This is a genomic window from Pantoea eucrina, assembly GCF_001691555.1.
GTDB classification, from domain to species: Bacteria; Pseudomonadota; Gammaproteobacteria; order Enterobacterales; family Enterobacteriaceae; genus Pantoea; species Pantoea borealis.
Genome location: NZ_MAYN01000007.1, coordinates 283,401 through 306,684, shown reverse-complemented (window position 1 = coordinate 306,684; position 23,284 = coordinate 283,401). Strand labels below are relative to the sequence as shown.

Below are 23,284 nucleotides of genomic sequence, written 5' to 3'. Positions count from 1 at the left end.
AAAGTAACGCATGAGTTTACCCGAAAGCGCGCGCGGTTTGTAGCGGCGCGCGCGGTCAGAGCGGCCAGATATGATCGATAATCAGCTGCACAGAGCGGTTACCGCGATACTCGTTGATATCCAGCTTATAGGCCAGCTCAACCTGCCGCACGCTGGTATCCGGCCAGAGCCGGGTATCGACGTTAAACGCGATCCCGTCCAGCAGCGGTCCGCCACCGAGCGGTTCCACCATTACTTTCAGGTGACGCTCGCCCACCAGCCGCTGCTGCAGCAGTTTGAATTTGCCGTCAAAGACCGGTTCCGGGAACGCCTGCCCCCACGGCCCCGCCTCGCGCAGCATTTCCGCGGTATGCAGGCTGAACTCCTGCGCGTGCAGTTCACCGTCTGACCACACCACGCCCTGCAGCGCCTCGCCATCCAGCCACTCATCAATCAGCGCGGCAAAGCGCTCGCGAAACGCGTCATATTTTTCCGTTTCCAGCGACAATCCCGCCGCCATGGCATGACCACCAAATTTGATAATCAGGCCCGGATAGAGTGTATCAAGCCGTTCCAGCGCGTCGCGCAGGTGCAGGCCGGCAATTGAGCGGCCCGACCCTTTTAGCGTGCCATCGCCCGCGGGCGCGAACGCAATAACCGGCCGGTGAAAACGCTCTTTCAGGCGCGAGGCGAGGATCCCCACCACTCCCTGATGCCATTCAGGATGATAAAAGGCCAGACCCAGCGGCAGATCGCTGTGCTGACGCTCCAGCGCGTCGCACAGCGCCAGCGCTTCGCTTTTCATGCCCTGTTCAATTTCTTTGCGCGTCTGGTTCAGCGCATCCAGCTCGCTGGCCAGCATGCGCGCCTGCGCAATATCCTCGGTCAGCAGCAGCGCCACGCCAACCGACATATCGTCAAGCCGCCCCGCCGCGTTAAGACGCGGGCCGACGGCAAAGCCGAGGTCGCTGGCCGCCAGCTGGCGCGCATCGCGGTTTGCGATCTCCAGCAGCGCCCGGATACCGGCGCGGCATTTACCGGCGCGAATGCGGCTCAGCCCCTGCCACACCAGAATGCGGTTGTTGGCATCCAGCGGCACCACGTCCGCGACGGTGCCAAGTGCGACCAGATCGAGCCACGCGGCCAGATTGGGTTCGCTGCGCTGGGGAGTAAACCAGCCCTGCTCGCGCAGATGCGCGCGCAGCGCCAGCATCAGGTAGAACGCCACGCCCACGCCCGCCAGCGCGCGCGACGGAAAAGCGCTGTCGCTGAGGTTGGGATTGACGATAGCGTCGGCGGCCGGCAGCGTCTCGCCCGGCAGATGGTGATCGGTGATCAGGACCGGGATGCCGTGCGCCGCGGCCGTTTCGACGCCCGCGTGCGAGGAGATGCCGTTATCCACGGTGAGGATCATCTCCGCGCCGCGCGCGCGCGCCTGCTCCACCACTTCCGGACTCAGGCCATAGCCATCGTCAAAGCGGTTAGGCACCAGATAGTCCACGTTGCCGCCCATGCTGCGCAGCGCCAGCACGGTAAGGGCGGTACTGGTTGCGCCGTCGGCGTCAAAATCACCGACCACCATAATGCGCTGACCGCCTGTGAGCATCCGGTGCAGCAGTGCAACCGCAGCGTCTATGCCGCCGAGGCTCTGCCACGGCAGCAGATATTTTGCCCCGCGCTCCAGCTCTGCCGCAGTTTTAACGCCGCGATGCAGATAGAGACGCCGCAGCAGAGGCGGCAAATCGTCAGGCAGGCTGGCATCAGCCGGCAGCGTGCGCCGACGCAGTTCTGTAGTGTGCATCACTGTGAATTAGCCGCCCCGCTTCTGACCATCAAGCACCTGCTTCAGCTCCTGCGGACCCTGATAGCCGGGGATCATCATACCGCTGTCGGTAAGAATGGCGGGCGTGCCCTGAATACCGAACAGAATGCCGAGTTTGTAGTGCTTATCGAGATTGAGTTTGCAGGTCGCTGGCGCATCCATCTGCGGCGTATCGCCTTTCATTGCCTGATCGAACGCTTTGTTGCGATCGGCACTGCACCAGATCGCCTTCATCGCTTTCTCAACCTGACCGTTCAGCCCTTCGCGCGGGAAAGCGAGATAGCGCACCGTGATACCCAGCGCGTTGTAGTCCGCCATCTGCTCATGCAGCTTACGGCAGTAGCCGCAGGTGATATCGGTAAATACCGTGATCACATGCTGCTCTTTCGGCGCTTTATAGACGATCATTTCCGGTGCCAGCGCGGCGACTTTTTTGTCCAGCAGCTGGTTAGTAACATTGACCGGCTGCGCGCCGCTGACGTCATACAGCGGCCCCTGAATCATATGTTTGCCATCTTCGGTGATGTAAATCACCCCGCTTTCCGTCAGCACCGTTTTCATGCCCGGCAGCGGCGATGGCTGGATCTCAGCCTGCTGCAGACCCACTTTTTTCAGCGTCTGCTGAATGGCGCTGTCATCAGCCTGGGCCAGAGCGGAAAAGGCGCTGACCAGCAGAGCCAGAACGGTAAACTGTTTTTTCATCATAAGTCCTTGTTGCCGCTGCTCAGGCGCGCGGATGGTGCTGTTGATGTAACTGACGCAGCCGCTCGGTGGCAACATGCGTATAAATCTGGGTTGTCGACAGGTCGCTGTGGCCCAGTAGCATCTGTACGACGCGCAAATCCGCGCCGTGGTTCAGTAAATGTGTGGCAAAGGCATGCCGCAGCACGTGCGGTGACAGTTTTTCACTGTCGATACCCGCCAGCGTCGCATAGTGCTTGATACGGTGCCAGAAGGTCTGGCGTGTCATCTGCTGTGCACGCTGGCTGGGAAACAGGACGTCCAGCGTCTGGCCGTTCAGCAGCCAGGGCCGCCCGTGTTCCATATAGTGCTCTATCCAGTAGATCGCTTCTTCACCTAATGGCACCAGCCGCTCTTTGTTACCTTTACCAATGACGCGTAAAACCCCCTGCCGCAGACTGACATCGCTGATGGTCAGCCCCACCAGCTCTGAGACGCGCAGGCCGGTGGCGTAAAGCACCTCCAGCATCGCTTTATCGCGCAGCTCCAGCGGAATATCTGTTGCCGGCGTCTGCAGCAGCCGGTCGACCTGACTCTCGCTGAGATCTTTCGGCAGCCGCTGTGGCAGCTTAGGGGCGGAAAGCAGCGCGCTGGGATCGTCGCTGCGCAGCTTTTCACGGTAGAGATACTGAAACAGCCGGCGCATGGCGCTCAGCGTGCGGGCTGAACTGGTGGCTTTATAGCCGCCCTCAATACGCTCTGCAAGAAACTGCTGCAGATCCAGCGCCTGCAGCGTCAGCAGCGTCAGGTTGTGATGCTGCAGCCATGCGGTGAGGGTTTGCAGATCCTGACGGTAAGAGGCCAGCGTGTTTTGCGCCAGATTGCGCTCCAGCCAGAGCGCATCAAGAAACTGTTCAATCAGATCGCTATCCTGCACGTTATCCTCTCGCCAGTGTGAAATCGTGCTCATTATGCCTTAAAGCAGAGGGGTTCTGGTACAATTGCGCCAGAGTGAGTTTCATACAGAGCATTAACCGCATGAATATCGGACTTTTTTACGGTTCAAGTACCTGTTACACCGAAATGGCAGCGGAAAAAATCCGCGACTTTATTGGTGAAGAGCTGGTGACGCTGCATAACCTCAAAGATGATGACCCCTCGCTGATGGAGCAGTATGACCTGCTGATCCTCGGTATTCCGACCTGGGATTTTGGCGAGCTGCAGGAGGACTGGGAAGCGATATGGTCGCAGCTGCCCGGACTAAATCTGCAGGGGAAAATTGTGGCGCTCTACGGCATGGGCGACCAGATTGAGTATAGCGAGTGGTTTCTTGATGCACTGGGCATGCTGCATGAGCTGCTGCAGCCGATGGGCGTGCAGTTTGTCGGCTACTGGCCGCTGGAGGGTTACACCTTTACCAGCCGCAAGCCGCTGACCGCTGACGGCACACAGTTTGTTGGCCTGGCGCTGGACGACGTTAACCAGTTTGAGCAGAGCGACGAGCGCATTGAGCAGTGGTGCGAGCAGGTACTCACGGAAACAGCAGACCGGCTTTAACGCCGATCTGCAGCGTCACTGAGCGCGTCGTGCGCGCGCAGCTGCCGCCAGCTGCGCATCGTCATGGCGTCCTGCATCAGCCAGAAACGCCAGCGCTGGCCCTGCGCGTTCTGCAGGGTCAGCAGCACACCCCACGGCTGCCACTGCGCCGTCCGTGCCGTATACCAGCAGGTTCCCTGCCAGCCCCAGCTCCCCTGTTCATCCCGCGTCAGCTCGCCGCTGCGTTGCCGTAAGCGTTGCTCAGTGCGCCAGCTTTCCGCCAGCACCGCGACGGAAAGCAGCGCCTGCAGCACATACCGCTCCGCAGGCCAGGCGAACAGCAGCAGCGTCACACAGCTCAAACCGGCTGCCAGATTAGCCAGCCGGGCGCTGCGTGAAGGACGGAGGCTACATTGCCACCGGACCGCGTTCACGGTTACGCTGCTGGATCAGTTTTACCATGCGCTTAAACTCGGGATCCGCGGGCTCGCCGTGGTCCATCATCCAGTTAAACAGATCCGGATCGTCACTCTTCAGTAAAGCAACAAACACCCGCTTATCTTCATCACTTAGCGAGTCATACTCATAGTGAAAAAAAGGCATAATGGAGACATCAAGCTCAAGCATGCCCCGGCGGCAGGCCCACTTAACGCGTGATTTGTCATGAATATCCATGTGTCGTGTTCCACGGCTGTAAACAGTGGGGGCCAGTGTACCTGCTTTTTTGGCCCGCTGCAGGCTGAGTGCTGTTTCCTGCGCAGGATTACGCAAAGTGACAGACCAGGTTGCTGCGCTATCACGCGATTTGTGCGCCCGGTTTCGTAAACAGGTTGCATTGCCCGGCTGCTCTTTTAACATTGAATAAATAACTCCGGACACATTTGATTAATCAGGATGGACACATGCCGATTTTCACCCTCCCTCCCCGCCAGCCTGTCGCTGCGGCACGCCTGCCCCTGACGCTGATGTCGCTTGATGAGTGGGCGCTGGTGTCGGTGCAGGGCAAAGACAGCACCAGCTACCTGCAGGGACAGCTGACGCTGGATGTCGCGACGCTGGCCAGCGATCAGCATCGTCAGGCCGCCCACTGCGACGCCAAAGGCAAAATGTGGAGCAACCTGCGCCTGTTTCATCGCGGCGAGGGATACGCCTATCTGGTGCGCCGCAGCCTGCGTGACCAGCAAATCGCTGAGCTGAAAAAGTATGCGGTGTTTGCCAAAGTGGCCATCGAAGCTGACGATGACGCTGTCCTGCTGGGCGTTGCCGGTTTTCAGGCGCGTGCGGCACTGGCCAATCTGTTTACGGCGCTGCCGGATGCAGAGCACGCGGTGGTGCAGCAGGATGAGAGCACGCTGCTGTGGCTGGATCAGCCTGCTGAACGTTTTGTGGTGGTGACCACGCCGGCAAAAGCGGAGGCAATTAAAGCGGCACTGGACGGTGAGGCGCAGTTCAACGACAGCAGGCAGTGGCTGGCGCTGGATATCGAGGCGGGTATTCCGGTTATCGACGCCGCCACCACCGCGCAGCTGATCCCGCAGGCAACCAACCTGCAGGCGCTGGATGCCATCAGCTTCAAGAAAGGCTGCTATACCGGGCAGGAGATGGTGGCGCGGGCAAAATTCCGCGGTGCCAACAAGCGCGCCCTGTTCTGGCTGGCGGGCAGCGCCGGTAAAGTTCCGGAAGCGGGGAGTGCAATGGAGCTGCAGATGGGCGAGCGCTGGCGGCGCACCGGCACGGTACTGAGCGCGGTACAGCTTGAGGATGGCAGCGTCTGGGTGCAGATGGTGATGAATAACGATCCGGAACCAGATGCTATCCTGCGCGCTGAAGGCGATGAGGGCGGCGAACTCACCCTTCAGCCACTGCCTTACGCACTGGACGCATAAGGCGCGTAAAGCGGGAGGCCATCAGGCGTCCCGCTTTGCGCATAACGCGTTTATTTCACATAAAAATAGATGGCACAGAAGTGCAGTACGCTGCCGCCGAGAACAAAGCCGTGCCAGATCGCATGGTTAAAGGGTATCCGGCGCGATACGTAGAAAATCACCCCCAGTGAGTAAACCACTCCCCCTGCTGCCAGCAGCCAGATACCACCGGCGGAAAGCCGCATCGCCAGCTGATAGATCACCACCAGCGACAGCCACCCCATACTGAGATAAGTCACCAGCGACAGGACCTTAAAGCGGTGCGCAATCGTCAGCTTAAAAATGATGCCTGCCAGCGCCAGGCTCCAGATCACTACCATCAGTCCGTGCGCCAGCGGCGATTTCAGCCCGACCAGCAGAAACGGCGTATAGGTGCCGGCAATCAGCAGATAGATAGCACAGTGATCAAATTTTTTGAGCCACGGCCGTGCGCGCTGGTGCGGAATCGCGTGGTAGAGCGTGGAGGCGAGATAGAGCAAAATCATGCTGCCGCCATAGAGGCTGTAGCTGGTGATGGCGGTGACGCTTGCCTGTGTTTCCACTGCCTGCGTCAGCAGCAGCACCAGACCGGCGATACCAAACAGGCAGCCAATGCCATGGCTGATGCTGTTAGCTATCTCTTCGGCCAGCGTATAGCCGGGCGTAGTGAGTGCGGGTTTTACCATGGCGCGGGGTTCCTGAAGATAGAGAGTGTTGTTTTTTTATCATCCCCAGCCTAACCGGGATCTTTTTCAGTGTACACCTGTACGCTCAACTATTTCTGTGACGAGGTGTGTCCTCCGGCACGCAACGCAATCTGGTACACTGCAGATCCCCTTTTCTGCCTGAGCGATGTCCCGCATGTTTGCACACCGCGATCTCTCCAGCCTGAACGATCTTGAGATGCAGGTTTACCATTTCATCATTAAACATCCGCAAAGCGTCAGCTATATGACCATTCGCGATCTGGCGGCGCAGGCGGGCGTCTCCACCACCACCGTGCTGCGCTTTTGCCGTAAGCTGCACTGTGACGGCTGGTCAGAGTTTCGCATTCGCTTTCGTCTGGCGCAGGAGCAGACAACGCCTGCGATCCCCTCATCGGGTCCCGGCGAAATGCTGAGTTTTTTCAAAAGTATTCATAACGCCGAGTTTGAGCAGCAGATTACGCAGGCCGCGCAGATGATCCTGCAGGCCGGGCACATTTTCTTTATTGGTGCCGGCACATCGGGCAGTCTCGGTAAATATGGCGCGCGCTTCTTTTCCAACGTGGGCAAATTCAGCCACCATATTGATGACCCTTACTATCCGGTTATGCCCGGTGCCAGTGAGAGCGCGCTGGCGATTATTCTCTCTGTTTCCGGTGAGACTGAAGAGATTTTGCGCTTCGCCAGTCAGTTCAGTCTCAACCGCTGCAAAATCATCGCCATCACCAATCACGACAGCAGCTCGCTGGCAAAAATGGCAGACTTTACCCTCTCCTATCATGTGCCGCAGATCACGCTGGCCGGGCAGCATGACCTCACCACACAGGTCCCGGTAATGTATATCATCGAAACGCTGGGACGCACGCTGGCGCGTATGCTATCTCCCTGAAAACAGCTTGTTTTTTGGCTGTAACAGGTTACATATGGCGCGCGGTGTTATAGCGTGACATTCGCCGGCTGCTTGTTACACTGCGAAAAATTCTGTTTTCACCTGACGTATGATGAGGCTGAACAATGCGTGATGATTTGCAGTTACCACAAGGGTTTCTCTGGGGCGGCGCGGTAGCCGCGCATCAGGTTGAGGGCGGCTGGGATCAGGGCGGCAAAGGCGTCAGCATTGCTGACGTGCTGACCGGCGGTGCACACGGCGTTGACCGCGTGATCACCGACGGCGTACAGCCGGGCAAACACTATCCTAACCACCAGGCGGTGGAGTTTTATTCGCACTACAAAGAGGATGTTGCGCTGTTTGCTGAGATGGGCTTTAAGTGCTTCCGCACGTCTATCGCGTGGACGCGCATTTTCCCTAACGGGGATGAAGCGCAGCCTAACGAGGCGGGCCTGCAGTTCTATGATGACCTGTTCGATGAGCTGCTGAAATATGGTATCGAACCGGTGATCACCCTGTCGCATTTTGAGATGCCCTATCATCTGGTAAAAGAGTATGGCGGCTGGGCTGACCGCCGGCTGGTCGATTTCTTTGTGCGCTTCAGCGATGTGGTGATGACGCGCTATCAGCACAAAGTGAAGTACTGGATGACCTTTAACGAGATCAATAACCAGCGCAACTGGCAATATCCGCTGTTTGGCTACTGCTGTTCCGGCGTGGTATTTACCGACCATGAGAAGCCAGAGCAGACGATGTACCAGGTCATGCATCATCAGTTTGTCGCCAGTGCAAAAGTGGTGAAGCGCGGGCATGAGATCAATCCCGATTTTCAGATTGGCTGCATGATTGCCATGGTGCCGGTCTATCCCTTCTCCTGCCATCCGGACGATGTCATGCGCGCGCAGGAGGCGATGCATCAGCGCTACGTCTTCAGCGATGTACAGATGCGCGGTGCTTATCCCGCTTACACGCTGAAAGAGTGGGCGCGCAAAGGCTATCACATTGAGATGGCTGAAGAGGATGCTGAAACCCTGCAGCAGGGCTGCTGTGATTATATCGGCTTCAGCTACTACATGAGCAACGCGGTGGATACCCGCGCCAGCGGCGTGGATGACCCGATTACCGGCTTTGACGGTGTGGTGCCCAATCCGCATGTCAAAGCCTCAGACTGGGGCTGGCAGATCGATCCGGTTGGCCTGCGCTATGTGCTGAATTCGCTCTATGAGCGCTACCAGAAACCACTGTTTATTGTGGAAAACGGTTTTGGCGCGATCGACAACGCTGATGCAGAGGGCTTTATTGCCGATGACTACCGCATCGACTATCTGCGGGCGCATATTGAAGAGATGAAAAAAGCGGTGGCGCTGGATGGCGTTGCGCTGCTGGGTTACACGCCGTGGGGCTGTATTGACTGCGTCTCGTTCACTACCGGCCAGTACAGCAAACGCTACGGCTTTATCCACGTCGATAAAAACGATGACGGCAGCGGCACCTTTGCGCGTTCAAAGAAAAAGAGCTTTAGCTGGTATCAGCAGGTGATCGCCAGCAATGGTGCCACGCTCTGACAGAATAGCGCGGCGGATATCAGAGTCCGCCGGTCACATCCAGCATGCTGCCGGTGACGTAAGCGGCGGCATCGCTGCTCAGCCAGAGGATCGCACGGGCGATCTCTTCTGGCTGCGCACCGCGGCCCAGCGGAATGCGCTGCGCCACCCGATCAACCCGCCCCGGCTCGCCGCCATCCGCATGCATGTCGGTATAAGTGGAACCAGGACGTACGCCGGTTACCCGGATCCCCTGTGCGGCCACCTCGCGCGCCAGCCCGCGGGTCAGCGTATCCACCGCCGCTTTTGACGCTGCGTAATCCACATACTCGTCCGGCGCACCGCTGTGCACGGCCCCTGATGAAACGTTCACAATCACGCCACCCTGCCCGCCATACGCCGTACTCATGCGTTTCACCGCTTCACGACAGCAGATAAAGGTTCCGGTGACGTTCGTGGCCAGCACGCGCTGAATGCGCTCAGCGCTCAGCGCTTCTACCCGGCACTGCGTAAACAGAACTCCGGCATTGTTCACCACGATCCGCAGCGCGCCCGGCTGCTCATCCAGCTGTGCAAACAGCCTCACCACCTGCGCCTCGTCGGCGATATCCGCCTGCAGCGCGCAGGCGCTGCCGCCCTGGCTGACAATCTCCGCAACCAGCTGTTCCGCATCGGCGGCCCGCTGACGATAGTTGATTACCACGCGGTAGCCCGCCTGCGCCAGCAGCAGCGAGGTGGCGCGTCCGATGCCCCGGCTGCCGCCGGTGACCAGTGCCAGATCCATATGTGCCTCCAAAAGAAAAGGACCGGCATCCGGTCCTTCCAGGGTCAGTTTACAGCACTTACTGATATTCGCTCATCGGCACACAGGCGCAGAAAACGTTGCGATCGCCAAAGACATCATCAAGCCGTTTTACCGTTGGCCAGTACTTGTTCGCGCTGCCTGCCGGAAATACCGCCAGCTCACGCGTATAGGGATGCTGCCACTCACCCACGATTTCCATCTGCGTATGCGGTGCGTTGACCAGCGGATTGTCATCAGCAGGCCACTCACCGGCGGCGACGCGATCTATCTCCATGCGGATCGCCAGCATCGCATCGATAAAGCGATCCAGCTCTGCTTTGCCCTCTGATTCAGTCGGCTCTACCATCAGCGTGCCTGCGACCGGGAAAGACATGGTCGGGGCGTGAAAGCCGTAATCGATCAGGCGCTTGGCAATATCCAGTTCGCTGATACCGGTCTGCTCTTTCAGCGGACGAATATCAAGAATACATTCGTGCGCTACGCGGCCGTCGCGTCCGGTGTAGAGGATCGGATAGGCCGATTGCAGACGACGCGCAATGTAGTTGGCATTAAGGATTGCCACTGAGCTCGCCTGTTTCAGTCCTTCTGCGCCCATCATGCGGATATACATCCAGCTGATAGGCAGAATTGAAGCGCTGCCAAACGGGGCGGCCGACACGGCACCCTGCTGCGTCAGTACGCCATCGATCTGCACCACGCTGTGCCCCGGCACAAACGGAGCCAGATGTGCTTTTACGCCAATCGGTCCCATACCCGGTCCGCCACCGCCGTGCGGAATGCAGAAGGTTTTGTGCAGATTAAGATGCGAGACGTCGGCACCGATGTAGCCAGGCGTAGTAATGCCCACCTGGGCGTTCATGTTGGCGCCGTCCAGATACACCTGACCACCATACTGATGCACAATCTGGCACACCTCGCGGATGGTCTCTTCATAGACGCCGTGAGTGGACGGATAAGTCACCATAATGCAGGAGAGCGCATCGCCTGCCTGAGCCGCTTTTTCACGCAGATCGCCGAGATCGATGTTGCCCTGTTTATCGCAGGCGACCACAACAACCGACATGCCCGCCATCTGCGCCGACGCCGGATTGGTGCCGTGTGCCGAACCCGGGATCAGGCAGAGGTTGCGCCGGCCTTCATTGCGGCTTTCGTGATAGCGGCGGATCGCCAGCAGGCCGGCGTACTCTCCCTGCGCCCCGGAGTTAGGCTGCATGCAGAGTGCGTCATAGCCGGTGAGCTGTACCAGCCACTGCGACAGCTGCCCAATCATCTGCAGATAGCCAGTGGCCTGTTCAGCGGGGCAGAATGGATGCAGTTCAGAAAACTCCGGCCAGGTGATCGGGATCATCTCTGCGGCGGCATTCAGCTTCATGGTGCAGGAGCCGAGCGGGATCATTGCCTGATTCAGCGCCAGATCTTTTTTCTCCAGGCTGTGCATATAGCGCATCATTTCGGTTTCGCTGTGATAGCGGTTAAATACCGGATGCGTCAGGTAGTCACTGCGGCGCTGCTGGCCTGCCGGGATAGCAGTACTCTCCGCGGATACGGCTGCATCAAGCGCCTCAATATCCAGCCCATGCGCGTCGCCCAGAAAAATAGCAAACAGCGCCTGTACATCTTCACGGCAGGTCGTCTCATCCAGCGTAATACCCACAGCGTTATGCATATCGCTGCGCAGGTTTACGCCAAAACTCAGCGCACGGTTCAGTACGGCGGCTTTGTCAGCAACCTCAACGGTCAGCGTGTCAAACCAGCTGGCGTGACGCAGCGTCAGCCCGCCTTGCTGCAGGCCGGTTGCCAGAATACTGGTCAGGCGGTGAATGCGTGAGGCGATGCGCTGCAGACCCTGCGGACCGTGCCAGACCGCATAGAGACCGGCGATATTGGCCAGCAGGACCTGTGAAGTACAGATATTGGAGTTCGCTTTTTCACGCCGGATATGCTGCTCACGCGTCTGCATCGCCATGCGCAGCGCGGTATTACCCGCCGCATCGCGTGAGACGCCGATAATGCGGCCCGGCATTGAGCGTTTGTGCTCATCGCGGCTGGCAAAAAAGGCCGCGTGCGGTCCGCCATAGCCCATTGGCACGCCAAAGCGCTGAGCGGAACCAAACACAATGTCAGCACCCTGTTTTCCGGGCGCCTCCAGCAGCAGCAGCGCCATGAAATCAGCGGCCACGCTTACCACAACTTTGCGACTGTTCAGCTCTGCGATCAGATCGCGGTAGTCATGTACTTCACCGCCGGTTCCCACCTGCTGCAGCAGTACGCCAAACAGATCCTCATGATCGCGTGCTTTTTCTGCCCGATCGATAATCAGATCAAAGCCAAACGTTTCGGCCCGGGTGCGTACGACATCCAGCGTCTGCGGATGAATATCATCGGCGATAAAGAACCGCGTAGCGCTCTTCAGCTTGCTGACGCGTTTTGCCATCGCCATCGCTTCAGCAGCGGCGGTAGCCTCATCCAGCAGGGATGCAGAGGCGATATCCATACCGGTCAGATCCAGCGTCAGCGTCTGGAAGTTCAGAAGCGCCTCCAGGCGTCCCTGCGATACCTCAGGCTGATAAGGCGTATAGGCGGTATACCAGCCAGGATTTTCCAGCATGTTGCGCAGGATCACCGGCGGAGTGATCACCGCACTGTAGCCCATGCCGATCCAGGATTTGTAGCGCTGATTCTGACTGGCAATCGCTTTCAGCTCCGCCAGCGCCTGCTGCTCGGTCGCAGCGTCACCCGTGGCGGGCGGGCCAGGCAGCTGAATATCCGCGGGTACGATGGCGCTAATAAGTTCACTGAGCGAACGGGCACCAATCGCTTCCAGCATGCTGGCCTGCTGTGCGGCGGTGGGACCAATATGGCGCTCAATAAATGCACCGTTATGTTCAAGCTGGCTGAGAGTCTGGGTCATTACAGTCAATCCTGCATCGGGCTGGGTTACACAAAGGACTTACAACAGGCAGATAAAGAAGAGGTGCCGCGCCGCGACACCTTCAGAGACTACCGGTTACTCATCAATACTGGCTTTATAGGCGTCAGCATCAAGCATGCTGCCGAGTTCAGCTTCATCGCTGGCTTTCAGGCGGAACAACCAGCCATCGCCATAAGGCGCGCTGTTCACCAGCTCGGGGGAGTCGGTCAGCGCCTCATTCACCGCCACAATTTCACCACTCAGCGGCGCATAGATATCGGAAGCGGCTTTAACCGATTCTGCCACTGCGCAGTCATCGCCCGCGCTAAACGTAGCGCCAACGTCTGGCAGGTCGACAAACACCATATCACCGAGCAGCTCCTGCGCATGCTCGGTGATCCCCACGGTGTAAGAGCCATCTTCCTCTTTACGCACCCACTCGTGGCTGTCGCGGTATTTCAACGTATTTGGCACATTGCTCATCGCCATTTCTCCTGAAAAATTTACTGAGCGACCGGCTTACCGGCGCGAACAAAAACGGGTTTAGTTACTTTTACCGGCATTTCGCGATTGCGGATCTCCACAATGGCCTGCTCGCCAATACCGGCAGGCACGCGCGCCAGGGCGATGCTGCAGCCCAGCGTCGGCGAGAAGGAACCACTGGTAATCATACCCTGCTGCGGTACACCCTGCTCATCGGTGAAGCGCACCGTCTGGCCACCGCGCAGTACGCCTTTCTCCGTCATGATCAGGCCTACCAGTTTTTCACTGCCCTGCTCACGCTGCGCTTCCAGCGCTTCACGTCCGATAAAATTGCGGTCGGCCGGCTCCCGGCTGATGGTCCAGCCCATATTCGCGGCCAGCGGCGAAACGCCCTCATCCATCTCCTGGCCATAGAGATTCATACCTGCCTCCAGACGCAGTGTGTCGCGTGCGCCCAGGCCGGCGGGTTTTACACCGGCAGCCAGCAGCTGCTGCCAGAACGCTTCAGCCTGGTCAGCTGGCAGCGCAATTTCATAGCCCGCCTCACCGGTGTAGCCGGTGGTGGCAATGAACAGGTCGCCTGACTGCACGCCATAAAATGGTTTCATGCCGGCAACGGCGGCGCGTTGAGTGTCATCAAACAGCGTCTCAGCTTTCTGCTGCGCATTCGGGCCCTGAACGGCAATCAGCGCCAGATCGCGACGCTCTGTCAGCGCTACGCCAAACGGTGCGGCGTGCTGCGTTATCCAGGCGAGGTCTTTCTCGCGTGTGGCAGAGTTCACTACCAGCCGAAAGAAATCTTCCTGCATAAAATAGACGATCAGGTCGTCTATCACGCCACCTGAAGCGTTAAGCATGCCGCTGTAGAGCGCCTTGCCAGGCTGCGTCAGTTTTGCAACATCATTTGCCAGCAGATAGCGTAAAAACTCGCGGGTGCGTACACCGTGCAGGTCAACAATGGTCATGTGCGATACATCAAACATGCCGGCGTCGCTGCGCACTGCGTGATGCTCATCAATTTGCGAGCCGTAGTGCAGCGGCATCATCCAGCCATGAAAGTCCACCATGCGTGCACCATCGCGCTGGTGCTGGTTAAACAGAGGCGTTTGCTGAGTCATAACCATCCTGTGAAAACAAATAAGCGGGCTCGTCTGCGCGAGAATACACGGCAACGCAAACGTTCTCTTTTCGCTGACGTTACCACTGAAAAACAGATTTAACCATAAGCAAAACGAGGTCGAAGCCGGACCTCACAGTTGCAGTGCGTCCTGTAGCATGCAGCATAATTCGCTGCCTTTGTGTGATTAACCGCGCAGATTATGCAACGTTCAGGTCATATTTCAGTAAATAAAACACTCAGACGTTGTTGATAAGTGAAAGGGTATAAAAGGGTGATGCATTATGCATGAAAATAACTAATGCGAATAAGGCAGTGAAATTAGAATAAATCAAACGAGGCATCATTATGATGCAAAGCGCTCTGTTTTAGTGCGAACAGGGAGTCAGGGAAGATTTTTTGCCGGGGCGCATTAATGCGCCCCCTGTATTTTCTCTGTAACCGTAGGGGCGCCATTTATGGCGCCCGGGATAATGCGGGTGCGAAATGTGACGTCCGCGGATGGATTTGAAACGGGGCGCATTAATGCGCCCCCTACAATAGGACGGTGCGAAATGTGACGTCCGCGGATGGATTTGAACCGGGGCGCATTAATGCGCCCCCTACGGCAAAATGGGTGCGAAACAATGATGCCCTGCATTGGGTTTTCGTAGGGGCGCCATTTATGGCGCCCGGGTTAATGCGGGTGCGAAATGTGACGTCCGCGGATGGGTCTAAACCGGGGCGCATTAATGCGCCCCCTGTGGTAAGGCGGATACGAAACAACAACGCCCTGGTTAGCTAGCGGATCCACTCTGGCAGATCGTTCAGTCCCATCGCCTGCTTCAGCAGACGCGGCTTGACGCCTGGCAGCGTATCGGCCAGCTTCAGACCGACGTCACGCAGCAGCTTTTTCGCCGGATGGGTGCCGGCAAACAGCTCACGGAATCCCTGCATGCCGGCCAGCATCAGCGCTGCGCTGTGCTTGCGGCTGCGTTCATAGCGGCGCAGTGAGAGGTGCTCGCCGATATCACGGCCCGCCTGATGCAGCCGGCGGATTTCACCAATCAGCTCGGCCGCATCCATAAAGCCTAAGTTCACGCCCTGCCCGGCCAGCGGATGAATGGTGTGCGCGGCATCGCCGACCAGCGCCAGACGGTGGGCGGCAAAATTGCGCGCATAGCGTGCCGTCAGCGGGAACGTTTTACGCTCGCTCTCAACGCTGCATAATCCCAGACGCATATCAAAAGCCACTGAGAGCTGCTGATTAAACAGCGCTGCCGGCATCGACTGCAAACGAGCCGCTTCCTGCGGAGCAAGTGACCAGACGATTGAGCACAGATGCGGATCCTGCATTGGCAGAAAAGCGAGAATGCCTTCGCCATGAAACACCTGACGCGCGACGGCATCATGCGGCATATCAGTGCGCACATTGGCGACCAGCGCATGGTGCTCGTAATCCCAGAACGTCAGCGGGATATCCGCTTTTTCACGCAGCCAGGAGCCGGCGCCGTCGGCGGCAATCATCAGCCGGGCGGTCATCATGGTGCCATCTTCCAGCGTGATAAACGCTTCATTATCACCAAACGCGACCTGCTGCAGCCGGGCCGGTGCAAACAGCGTGACGTCTTTGCACTGGCTGGCGCGCTGCCACAGCGCACTGTGAATAACCTCATTCTCGATAATATAACCAAGATGTGACAGCCCCTGCTGCTCATCATCAAAGCTGACGGATCCAAAGCTATCCTGATCCCACACTTCCATACCGTGGTAGGCGCTGGCGCGCAGGGCGAGGATGGATGACCAGACATCCAGCTTCTGCAGCAGCCGTTCACTGGCGGCATTAATAGCGGATACCCGGATCGACGCTGCCGCTGCCGAATCAAACTGCGGTTCCGCCGCTTTTTCCAGTACCGCGACGCGCAACCCGCTTCCCTGCAAACCGCAGGCCACTGCCAGACCGACCATGCCGCCACCGGCAATCACCACATCAAATGTTTGCATTGCTGCCTCTTTATTAACGCTTTACCCAGCCGAGCGTACGCGCGGCCAGCGGATGTTGCAGCCAGGGGAGGTGATCCATCGCCACCAGCCCGATATTTCGTCCTGCAACCAGCGGTGCATAACGGTTAGCGAACAGGCGCACCAGGCCGTCTGTCACGCCAATTGTTGCCGCGCGATCGGCCTGACGCCGGGCGGCAAAATGCTGCAGCACCGCATAACTGCCGGGATCCTGCCGCTGGCGCCAGGCGCCGGCCAGCGTTTCCGCCAGTGACATGACATCGCGCAGACCAAGGTTAAAGCCCTGACCAGCGATTGGATGCAGCGTCTGGGCGGCATTACCGACCAGTGCCAGCCGGTGCGTGACCTGACGATCGGCTGTTTGCAGCGCCAGCGGATAAATTTCACGCTGCCCGGCATGGGTAAAGCGTCCCAGCCGCCAGCCGAATGCGCGCTGCAGTTCGCGCAGGAAGGTTTCCTCATCCCACGCCCGCACGCCGGCTTCTGCCGCTGCCGGATGGCACCACACCAGCGACATCCGATTGCCGGACATCGGCAGCAGTGCCAGCGGCCCGTGTGGCGTAAATCGCTCAAATGCCTGTCCCTGGTGCGGCAGCTGAGTAGAGACATTAGCAATCACCGCCAGCTGCTGATAGTCGTCGCGCTGCCACTGAATACCGCATGATGCAGCCAGCGATGAGCGCGATCCATCTGCAGCGACCAGCAGCGAACCTTCCAGCGTGTCGCCGCTGTTAAGCGTCACCTGCACACGCGCTTTATCACGCGTCACCTGCGTCACGTAATCCGGGCAGCGCAGCGTAACGCCGGGCGCCTGACGGAGACGTTCAAACAGCCGCTGTCCGACATCAAACAGCTCTACCACCTGCCCCAGCGCAGCCAGCTTATACGCCTCTGCGCTGAGCTGTACAAAGCCGCTGTGACCGCGGTCAGAGACATGAATGCGGGTGATCGGCGTGGCACAGTCCGCCAGCAAACGCCAGAGGTCAATCGCTGCCAGCTGCTGGCAGGTGCCGGCAGCCAGCGCAATCGCCCGGCCATCAAAACCGGGGTGCGCACGACTGGCCGGCTCGCTGCGCTCAATAAGCGTGACCGGCAGCCTGCCCTGCGTAAGATGCGAGATCGCCAGCGCCAGCGTGGCACCGGTCATACCCCCGCCTGCAATCAGGATCGTCATACGCCGCGCGCCGCTGCCATCAGCGCTTCAATCGCGTCCGGATCTTTCACCACGCTATCGGTAAGATTCTCGTGGCCCGTCGCCGTGATCACAATGTCATCCTCGATGCGCACGCCGATGCCGCGATACTGCGGCGGCACGCTGGCATCAGGCGCTATATAGAGGCCAGGCTCGACCGTCAGCACCATGCCCGGCTCCAGCGCCCGGTCACGGCCTGGCGTACCGTAATCACCGACGTCATGCACATCCAGCCCCAGCCAGTGGCCCAGACCGTGCATGAAGAAAGGGCGATGCGCCTGCGCTTCAAACAGCTCATCGATATTGCCGTCAAGAATGCCGAGATCAACAAGACCGGTGATCATGATACGGACGACTTCATCATTCACATCATGAATACTGACGCCAGGCCGGAACATCGACAGCGCTTTATGCAGCGAGGCCAGCACAATGTCATAGACTTCCCGCTGCGCCGGCGTAAACCTGCCGTTTACCGGAAAGGTGCGGGTAATATCCCCTGCGTAACCGTGAAACTCACAGCCGGCGTCAATCAGCACCAGATCGCCATCGCGCATTGCGCTTTCGTTTTCGGTGTAGTGCAGGATGCAGCCGTTTTCTCCACTTCCGACAATGGTGTTATAGGAGGGAAAGCGCGCACCGTGGCGGGAAAACTCATGATGGATCTCCCCTTCAAGCTGATACTCATACATGCCAGGGCGACACTGCTGCATGGCACGGGTATGCGCCAGCGCGCTGATTTTTCCCGCCTGGCGCAGGATCTCAATCTCTTCCGCGCTCTTAAACAGCCGCATCTCATGCACCCAGGGACGCCAGTCAGTCACGCTAGCCGGTGCACTAAGATTCTGCCGGAAACCACGACGCAGCTTGTCCAGCGCGCTAAACAGCAGCTGGTCAGCGTGCTCATATTCGCCCTGTGCGTGGTACACCACGTCAAGGCCGTTTAGCAGCAAGTGCAGCTGTTCGCTAATATCATCCCACGGCAGTGCACGATCAACACCCAGCTTTGCTGGCGCCGCATCCTGCCCCAGTCGGCGACCAGACCACACTTCGGCAGTGAGATCGCGTATGCGGTTAAACAGCACGCTGTGGTTATGATGTTCATCGCTTTTGATCAGCACCAGCAGCGCCTGTGGCTCGTTAAACCCGGTGAAATACCAGAAGTCGCTGTTTTGCCGGTAGCTATATTCGGTGTCGTTGCTGCGCGTGACTTCAGGTGCTGCAAAAATCAGCGCCGCGCTGCCGGGGGCCATCTGCGCAATCAGCGCCTGACGACGCTGATGGAACTGTTCCAGTGTGATCATAGTTGCACTCCCTGTTGATAACGGGCAGCCAGGCTGCCCGCGATGACGCGCTTAGTGTAGCGTAGGTTTCTGCACTTCCGGTGCGGTTGGCGTATGCGGACGCGTGAAAGTGTCGTGGCACAGCAGCGCTGCGACGCGCACATACTCAATCACCTCTTCCAGCGACTGCTCCAGCTCTTCCTGATCTTCATCTTCTTCGTAGCCGAGCTGAGCAATCGTACGCAGATCGTCAATCGCTTCGCCGGTTTCACCGGTGACTTTATCCAGTTTAGGTTGCGTCACACCCAGGCCAAGCAGGAAATGGTTTACCCAGCCCGCCAGCGCGTCAGCCCGGTCAAAAACGGTAATATCTTCTTCATCCGGCAGCATCAGCTGAAACAGAAAGCCATCCTCTTCCAGCGTACTGGTCAGACTGTCATGCAGAGCCTGCAGCGGCTGTGCCAGGCTCTGTGAGAAGGCCATGCCTTCGTTAGCCAGATCGTGCACCAGCGTCTTCCAGCTGGCGTCCTGATTGCCGCCACACAGGATGCCACACAGCAGTCCATGCATTTCGGCAGGCGTCATGCCCACACCCTGCTGAGAGAGGGCTGCGGCCAGCGCGTTGTAAGTGGGTGTTGCGTTCTGTAAAGACATAAGCTTTGGTCGTCGTTGGCAGAATAAGTTCGTGATATGCTACCACCAGGTGCCTCAGGGTTTCCAGAAAAGGGGGTTGTATCTTCTTACCCGCGTCTATATAGTTGCGCACCTTCCGGACCAATGGCGAGCCGGGTGGAGCGAACGAAGTAATCAGTCAGGATGGTGGCATGTCTGCACAACCGGTAGATATACAAATTTTTGGTCGTTCTTTGAGAGTAAATTGTCCGCCTGAACAGCAGGATGCGCTAAATCTTGCCGCAGAGGACCTCAATCAACGGTTGCAAGATTTAAAAGTTCGCACTAGAGTCACAAATACAGAGCAACTGGTGTTCATCGCCGCGTTAAACATCTGCCACGAGCTGGCGCAAGAGAAAGGTAAAACGCGCGACTATGCAGCAAACATGGAACAACGTATCCGCATGCTGCAGCAGACGATTGAACAGGCTTTAGTTGAGCAGGGTCGTATTACCGACCGCCAGGGCCCTAAATTCGAATAATACTTCATGGTTCTCATGCCAGAGCAACGATGAAGTCCTGTTTCTCTGAGATGTTTGCAAGCGGGCCAGTCCCCTGAGCCGATATTTCATACCAACAGAGTGTGACGCTCTGTAGCCTGTGAGCATGCTCGGTTCGTCCGAGAAGCCTGATGGTTGCGACGGCATACTCACCTTGAACCAAGGGTTCAAGGGTTACAGCCTGCGGCGGCATCTCGGAGATCTCTTTTCTGTTTTACCCGGCATCATTACAGGTGGTGTCACAGCGGCAGACGCGACTGCCGCTGCCACCTGAAGTCAGCCCCCCTTCCCCCTCTTTTGCATGATATAGTCAGCGCACGCTAACCCATTTCTGCAGGGAACATTATGTCAGCTACTGATTACACCGAACGTCAGCTGCTGCGTCAGCACATTCGCCATCTGCGCCGGCATCTGACGCCTGAACAGCAGGCTGACGCTGCCGAACGGCTGGCTGAACATGCGGTTAACCTGGCGCCCGTCTCAGCAGCACAACATATTGCGCTGTTTCTCTCCACCGACGGTGAAATCAATACCCGGCCGCTGATTGCCCGCCTCTGGCAGCAAAAAAAAGCGGTTTATTTGCCGGTACTGCATCCGTTTGCGCCAGGGAATCTGCTGTTTTTGCGTTATACCCCTGAAACACAGCTGGTCATGAATAAGCTGCGCATTCCGGAGCCGCCGCTGGATATTACGCAGATGGCGACGCTGGATCGGCTGGATGTCATGCTGGTTCCGCTGGTAGCGTTTGATGAGAGTGGACAACGGCTGGGAATGGGCGGCGGCTTTTATGACCGCACGCTGCAGAACTGGCAGCGCCATGGCTGCCTGCCGATAGGCATTGCTCACGACTGCCAGCGCGTTGAGGCGCTGCCGGCAGCCGCATGGGACATCCCGCTACCGGCCGTGCTCACGCCGGCAAAACTGTGGCAGTGGGATGCGTCGTTCTGACGGGCGCCTGCCCGTCACTTATCAGTAGAGCAGACGGGCGCGCATCGTGCCCGGAATCGCACGCATCAGCTGCAGCGCTTTATCCGCAACATCTTTTTCGGCGTCGATATCAATTACTACGTAGCCGAGCTGAGGCGAGGTCTGCAGGAACTGGGCCGCGATATTAATATTCTGCTCAGCGAAAATCTGGTTAATCGCAGTGAGAATACCCGGACGGTTTTCGTGAATGTGCAGCAGACGACTGGCGCTGGCGCCGTGCATTGGCAGCGACACCTCCGGAAAATTAACTGCAGAGAGCGTTGAGCCGTTATCAGAGTATTTTGCCAGCTTACCCGATACTTCCAGGCCGATATTCTCCTGCGCTTCCTGCGTGGAACCGCCAATGTGCGGCGTCAGAATAACGTTATCAAACTCGCACAGCGGTGAATTGAACGGATCGCTGTTGGTTGCCGGTTCAGTCGGGAAGACGTCAATGGCTGCACCCGCCAGATGTTTGCTGGAGAGCGCATGACACAGCGCCGGGATATCGATGACGGTGCCGCGAGCAGCGTTGATCAGCAGCGCGCCCGGCTTCATCAGTGCCAGCTCTTCTGTGCTAATCATGTTCTGGGTTGAGGCGGTCTCCGGCACATGCAGGCTCACCACATCACTCATATTGAGCAGATCTGACAGGTGACGCACCTGCGTAGCGTTCCCCAGCGGCAGCTTGTTTTCAATATCGTAAAAGAAAACGTGCATGCCCAGGCCTTCCGCCAGCACGCCAAGCTGCATGCCGATATGCCCATAGCCAATGATGCCCAGCTTTTTGCCGCGCGCTTCATAGGAGCCGGTTGCCACTTTGTTCCAGATACCGCGGTGCGCCTTGGCGTTCGCTTCCGGAATGCCGCGCAGCATCAGCAGCATCTCCCCGATCACCAGCTCAGCTACGGAGCGGGTATTAGAGAAAGGTGCGTTAAATACCGGAATACCGCGCTGCGCAGCGGCGTTAAGATCGACCTGATTGGTGCCGATGCAGAAGCAGCCAACCGCTACCAGCTTCTCTGCTGCGGCGAAAATCTCTTCCGTAAGCTGGGTGCGGGAGCGGATACCGATAAAGTGCGCATCACGGATTGAGGCTTTCAGCGATTCTGCATCCAGCGCCCCTTTGTGAAACTCGATGTTGGTATAGCCTGCCGCGCGAAGATTTTCCAGCGCGCTCTGATGCACGCCCTCCACCAGCAGAAATTTAATTTTGTCTTTATCCAGTGATACCTTTGCCATTTCCCGACCCTATTCAGAATTCAACGTGGAGTGCCATAAGATTACCTTCTGCCAAAATAACAAATTCTGGCAATGCGGCAATACAAACGATTGCGACTGCGGCAGCACGCTCCGGCTTTCGGGCAGCACAAATCCATACAAAATCGCAGGATGCCGGAAGCAGAGAGCAGGAATCGGCTCTCCATGCCCTGTTTGTGACATAAGTCACTAAATTCAGGCCGGTAAAGAAAAGCAGAATTAGCCGGGTAAAAAACGGCGCGTCAGGCGCGCCGGAGAGATCATTTGAGAATAGTTTTGACGCCATCCGGTGTGCCAATCAGCGCGACATCAGCGCCCCGGGTGGCAAACAGACCCACCGTGACCACGCCCGCCAGCGCATTAATGTTTTTCTCCATGGTGACGGGATCGAGGATCTGCAGGTTGTGCACGTCGAGAATGATGTTGCCATTATCGGTCACCACCTGCTGCCGATACTCTGGCTGGCCGCCAAGCTTCACCAGCTCGCGCGCGACATACGCTCGCGCCATCGGGATCACTTCAACCGGCAGCGGGAAACGACCAAGAATATCAACCTCTTTGGACGCATCCGCGATACAGACAAACTTTTGCGCGACCGCTGCCACAATCTTCTCGCGCGTTAGCGCTGCGCCACCGCCCTTGATCATCTGCATATGCGGGTTGATCTCATCGGCACCATCGACATAGACCGCAATATCATCCACGTCGTTAAGATCGAAAACCGGTATGCCCAGCGATTTCAGCTTCAGGGTGGAGGCTTCAGAACTGGAGACCGCCCCCTCAATCTGGTGCTTCATGGTGGCCAGCGCGTCGATAAAATGCGCGGCCGTTGATCCGGTGCCTACGCCAACAATGGTGCCTGGCTGCACATACTGCAGCGCCGCCCACCCTACCGCTTTTTTCAGTTCATCCTGGGTCATGGTATGTTTAAAACCTGTGCGACATCAAAGTGCGCGTAGTATAAAACAACGCGCTGTAAAAGTGCGCGACTCACGCGCCACCGATTTATACCTTTGGAAGCCAGTCCGCAAAAATACA

At 57.9% G+C, this 23,284-nt stretch carries 22 protein-coding genes and 1 other RNA gene; 7 read left to right on the top strand and 16 right to left on the bottom strand.

Translation table 11 applies throughout. From position 1 onward, the window contains the following. Positions 1–55: 55 nt before the first annotated feature. From recJ to xerD, 3 genes are read right to left on the bottom strand one after another with little or no spacing between them, the layout of a single operon-like run. Positions 56–1,780: a single-stranded-DNA-specific exonuclease RecJ gene (gene recJ / locus BBA90_RS05465; protein ID WP_065648270.1), complete on the bottom strand. Its 1,725-nt coding sequence runs from the start codon at positions 1,778–1,780 to the stop codon at positions 56–58. A 9-nt stretch (positions 1,781–1,789) separates the two neighbouring features. Further along, positions 1,790–2,503 carry a bifunctional protein-disulfide isomerase/oxidoreductase DsbC gene (dsbC, locus tag BBA90_RS05460; protein ID WP_065648269.1) on the bottom strand — a complete coding sequence of 238 codons (714 nt, stop codon included), beginning with the start codon at positions 2,501–2,503 and terminating at the stop codon, positions 1,790–1,792. A gap of 22 nt (positions 2,504–2,525) precedes the next feature. After that, positions 2,526–3,452 carry a site-specific tyrosine recombinase XerD gene (xerD, locus tag BBA90_RS05455; protein ID WP_139074169.1) on the bottom strand — a complete coding sequence of 309 codons (927 nt, stop codon included), beginning with the start codon at positions 3,450–3,452 and terminating at the stop codon, positions 2,526–2,528. A gap of 68 nt (positions 3,453–3,520) precedes the next feature. Here xerD and fldB point away from each other — a divergent pair, with 68 nt between their 5' ends. Continuing rightward, entirely contained in the window at positions 3,521–4,039 is a 519-nt protein-coding gene (fldB, locus tag BBA90_RS05450; RefSeq protein WP_065648268.1) for a flavodoxin FldB, read from the top strand. On the opposite strand, the gene BBA90_RS05445 is transcribed toward fldB, so the two are convergent. Further along, positions 4,036–4,452, bottom strand: a complete 417-nt coding sequence (locus BBA90_RS05445) for a protein YgfX (protein WP_065648267.1) — start codon at positions 4,450–4,452, stop codon at positions 4,036–4,038. The two genes, fldB and BBA90_RS05445, sit on opposite strands and share 4 nt — an antisense overlap. After that, positions 4,427–4,693, bottom strand: a complete 267-nt coding sequence (sdhE, locus tag BBA90_RS05440; RefSeq protein WP_039380010.1) for an FAD assembly factor SdhE — start codon at positions 4,691–4,693, stop codon at positions 4,427–4,429. The genes BBA90_RS05445 and sdhE overlap by 26 nt, the downstream gene beginning before the upstream one ends. A gap of 227 nt (positions 4,694–4,920) precedes the next feature. Between sdhE and ygfZ the strand changes: the two genes are divergently transcribed. Beyond that, positions 4,921–5,904: a tRNA-modifying protein YgfZ gene (ygfZ, locus tag BBA90_RS05435; protein ID WP_065648266.1), complete on the top strand. Its 984-nt coding sequence runs from the start codon at positions 4,921–4,923 to the stop codon at positions 5,902–5,904. A gap of 50 nt (positions 5,905–5,954) precedes the next feature. On the opposite strand, the gene trhA is transcribed toward ygfZ, so the two are convergent. Further along, entirely contained in the window at positions 5,955–6,608 is a 654-nt protein-coding gene (gene trhA / locus BBA90_RS05430) for a PAQR family membrane homeostasis protein TrhA (protein ID WP_065648265.1), read from the bottom strand. Positions 6,609–6,783: 175 nt separating this feature from the next. On the opposite strand from trhA, the gene BBA90_RS05425 reads away from it, so the two are divergent. Further along, positions 6,784–7,515: a MurR/RpiR family transcriptional regulator gene (locus tag BBA90_RS05425; RefSeq protein WP_065648264.1), complete on the top strand. Its 732-nt coding sequence runs from the start codon at positions 6,784–6,786 to the stop codon at positions 7,513–7,515. Between the two features lie 125 nt (positions 7,516–7,640). Next, positions 7,641–9,080: a 6-phospho-beta-glucosidase gene (locus tag BBA90_RS05420; RefSeq protein ID WP_065648263.1), complete on the top strand. Its 1,440-nt coding sequence runs from the start codon at positions 7,641–7,643 to the stop codon at positions 9,078–9,080. A gap of 19 nt (positions 9,081–9,099) precedes the next feature. Here BBA90_RS05420 and BBA90_RS05415 read toward each other — a convergent pair whose 3' ends face one another. The 8 genes from BBA90_RS05415 to BBA90_RS05380 form a co-directional block, all read right to left on the bottom strand. Beyond that, entirely contained in the window at positions 9,100–9,843 is a 744-nt protein-coding gene (locus BBA90_RS05415; protein ID WP_065648262.1) for an SDR family oxidoreductase, read from the bottom strand. Between the two features lie 58 nt (positions 9,844–9,901). After that, the gene (gene gcvP, locus BBA90_RS05410; protein ID WP_065648261.1) at positions 9,902–12,775 is read right to left on the bottom strand and encodes an aminomethyl-transferring glycine dehydrogenase; all 2,874 of its coding nucleotides are present in this window, start codon (positions 12,773–12,775) and stop codon (positions 9,902–9,904) included. A gap of 96 nt (positions 12,776–12,871) precedes the next feature. Then, positions 12,872–13,258, bottom strand: a complete 387-nt coding sequence (gene gcvH, locus BBA90_RS05405) for a glycine cleavage system protein GcvH (protein ID WP_065648260.1) — start codon at positions 13,256–13,258, stop codon at positions 12,872–12,874. Positions 13,259–13,278: 20 nt separating this feature from the next. Continuing rightward, positions 13,279–14,376, bottom strand: a complete 1,098-nt coding sequence (gene gcvT / locus BBA90_RS05400) for a glycine cleavage system aminomethyltransferase GcvT (RefSeq protein ID WP_065648259.1) — start codon at positions 14,374–14,376, stop codon at positions 13,279–13,281. Positions 14,377–15,155: 779 nt separating this feature from the next. Continuing rightward, entirely contained in the window at positions 15,156–16,358 is a 1,203-nt protein-coding gene (ubiI, locus tag BBA90_RS05395) for an FAD-dependent 2-octaprenylphenol hydroxylase (protein ID WP_065648258.1), read from the bottom strand. Positions 16,359–16,371: 13 nt separating this feature from the next. Beyond that, the gene (ubiH, locus tag BBA90_RS05390) at positions 16,372–17,550 is read right to left on the bottom strand and encodes a 2-octaprenyl-6-methoxyphenyl hydroxylase (protein WP_065648257.1); all 1,179 of its coding nucleotides are present in this window, start codon (positions 17,548–17,550) and stop codon (positions 16,372–16,374) included. Continuing rightward, complete coding sequence (gene pepP / locus BBA90_RS05385) at positions 17,547–18,869, bottom strand: Xaa-Pro aminopeptidase (protein WP_084798748.1); 1,323 nt, start codon at positions 18,867–18,869, stop codon at positions 17,547–17,549. Before pepP ends, ubiH begins: the two co-directional genes overlap by 4 nt. A 51-nt stretch (positions 18,870–18,920) precedes the next feature. Beyond that, positions 18,921–19,502, bottom strand: a complete 582-nt coding sequence (locus BBA90_RS05380) for a YecA family protein (RefSeq protein WP_065648256.1) — start codon at positions 19,500–19,502, stop codon at positions 18,921–18,923. Positions 19,503–19,672: 170 nt separating this feature from the next. Here BBA90_RS05380 and zapA point away from each other — a divergent pair, with 170 nt between their 5' ends. The 3 genes from zapA (at position 19,673) to BBA90_RS05365 (ending at position 20,968) form a co-directional block, all read left to right on the top strand. After that, on the top strand, positions 19,673–20,002 hold the full coding sequence (zapA, locus tag BBA90_RS05375) for a cell division protein ZapA (protein ID WP_034823204.1): 330 nt from the start codon (positions 19,673–19,675) through the stop codon (positions 20,000–20,002). A gap of 39 nt (positions 20,003–20,041) precedes the next feature. Next, a non-coding RNA gene (gene ssrS / locus BBA90_RS05370) (6S RNA) lies at positions 20,042–20,225 on the top strand. Between the two features lie 140 nt (positions 20,226–20,365). Continuing rightward, complete coding sequence (locus BBA90_RS05365; protein ID WP_065648255.1) at positions 20,366–20,968, top strand: 5-formyltetrahydrofolate cyclo-ligase; 603 nt, start codon at positions 20,366–20,368, stop codon at positions 20,966–20,968. Between the two features lie 21 nt (positions 20,969–20,989). Here BBA90_RS05365 and serA read toward each other — a convergent pair whose 3' ends face one another. Beyond that, positions 20,990–22,228 carry a phosphoglycerate dehydrogenase gene (serA, locus tag BBA90_RS05360; protein WP_065648254.1) on the bottom strand — a complete coding sequence of 413 codons (1,239 nt, stop codon included), beginning with the start codon at positions 22,226–22,228 and terminating at the stop codon, positions 20,990–20,992. A gap of 278 nt (positions 22,229–22,506) precedes the next feature. Continuing rightward, positions 22,507–23,166, bottom strand: coding sequence for a ribose-5-phosphate isomerase RpiA (gene rpiA, locus BBA90_RS05355; RefSeq protein ID WP_065648253.1), 660 nt, complete (start codon positions 23,164–23,166; stop codon positions 22,507–22,509). Between the last annotated feature and the right edge of the window lie 118 nt (positions 23,167–23,284).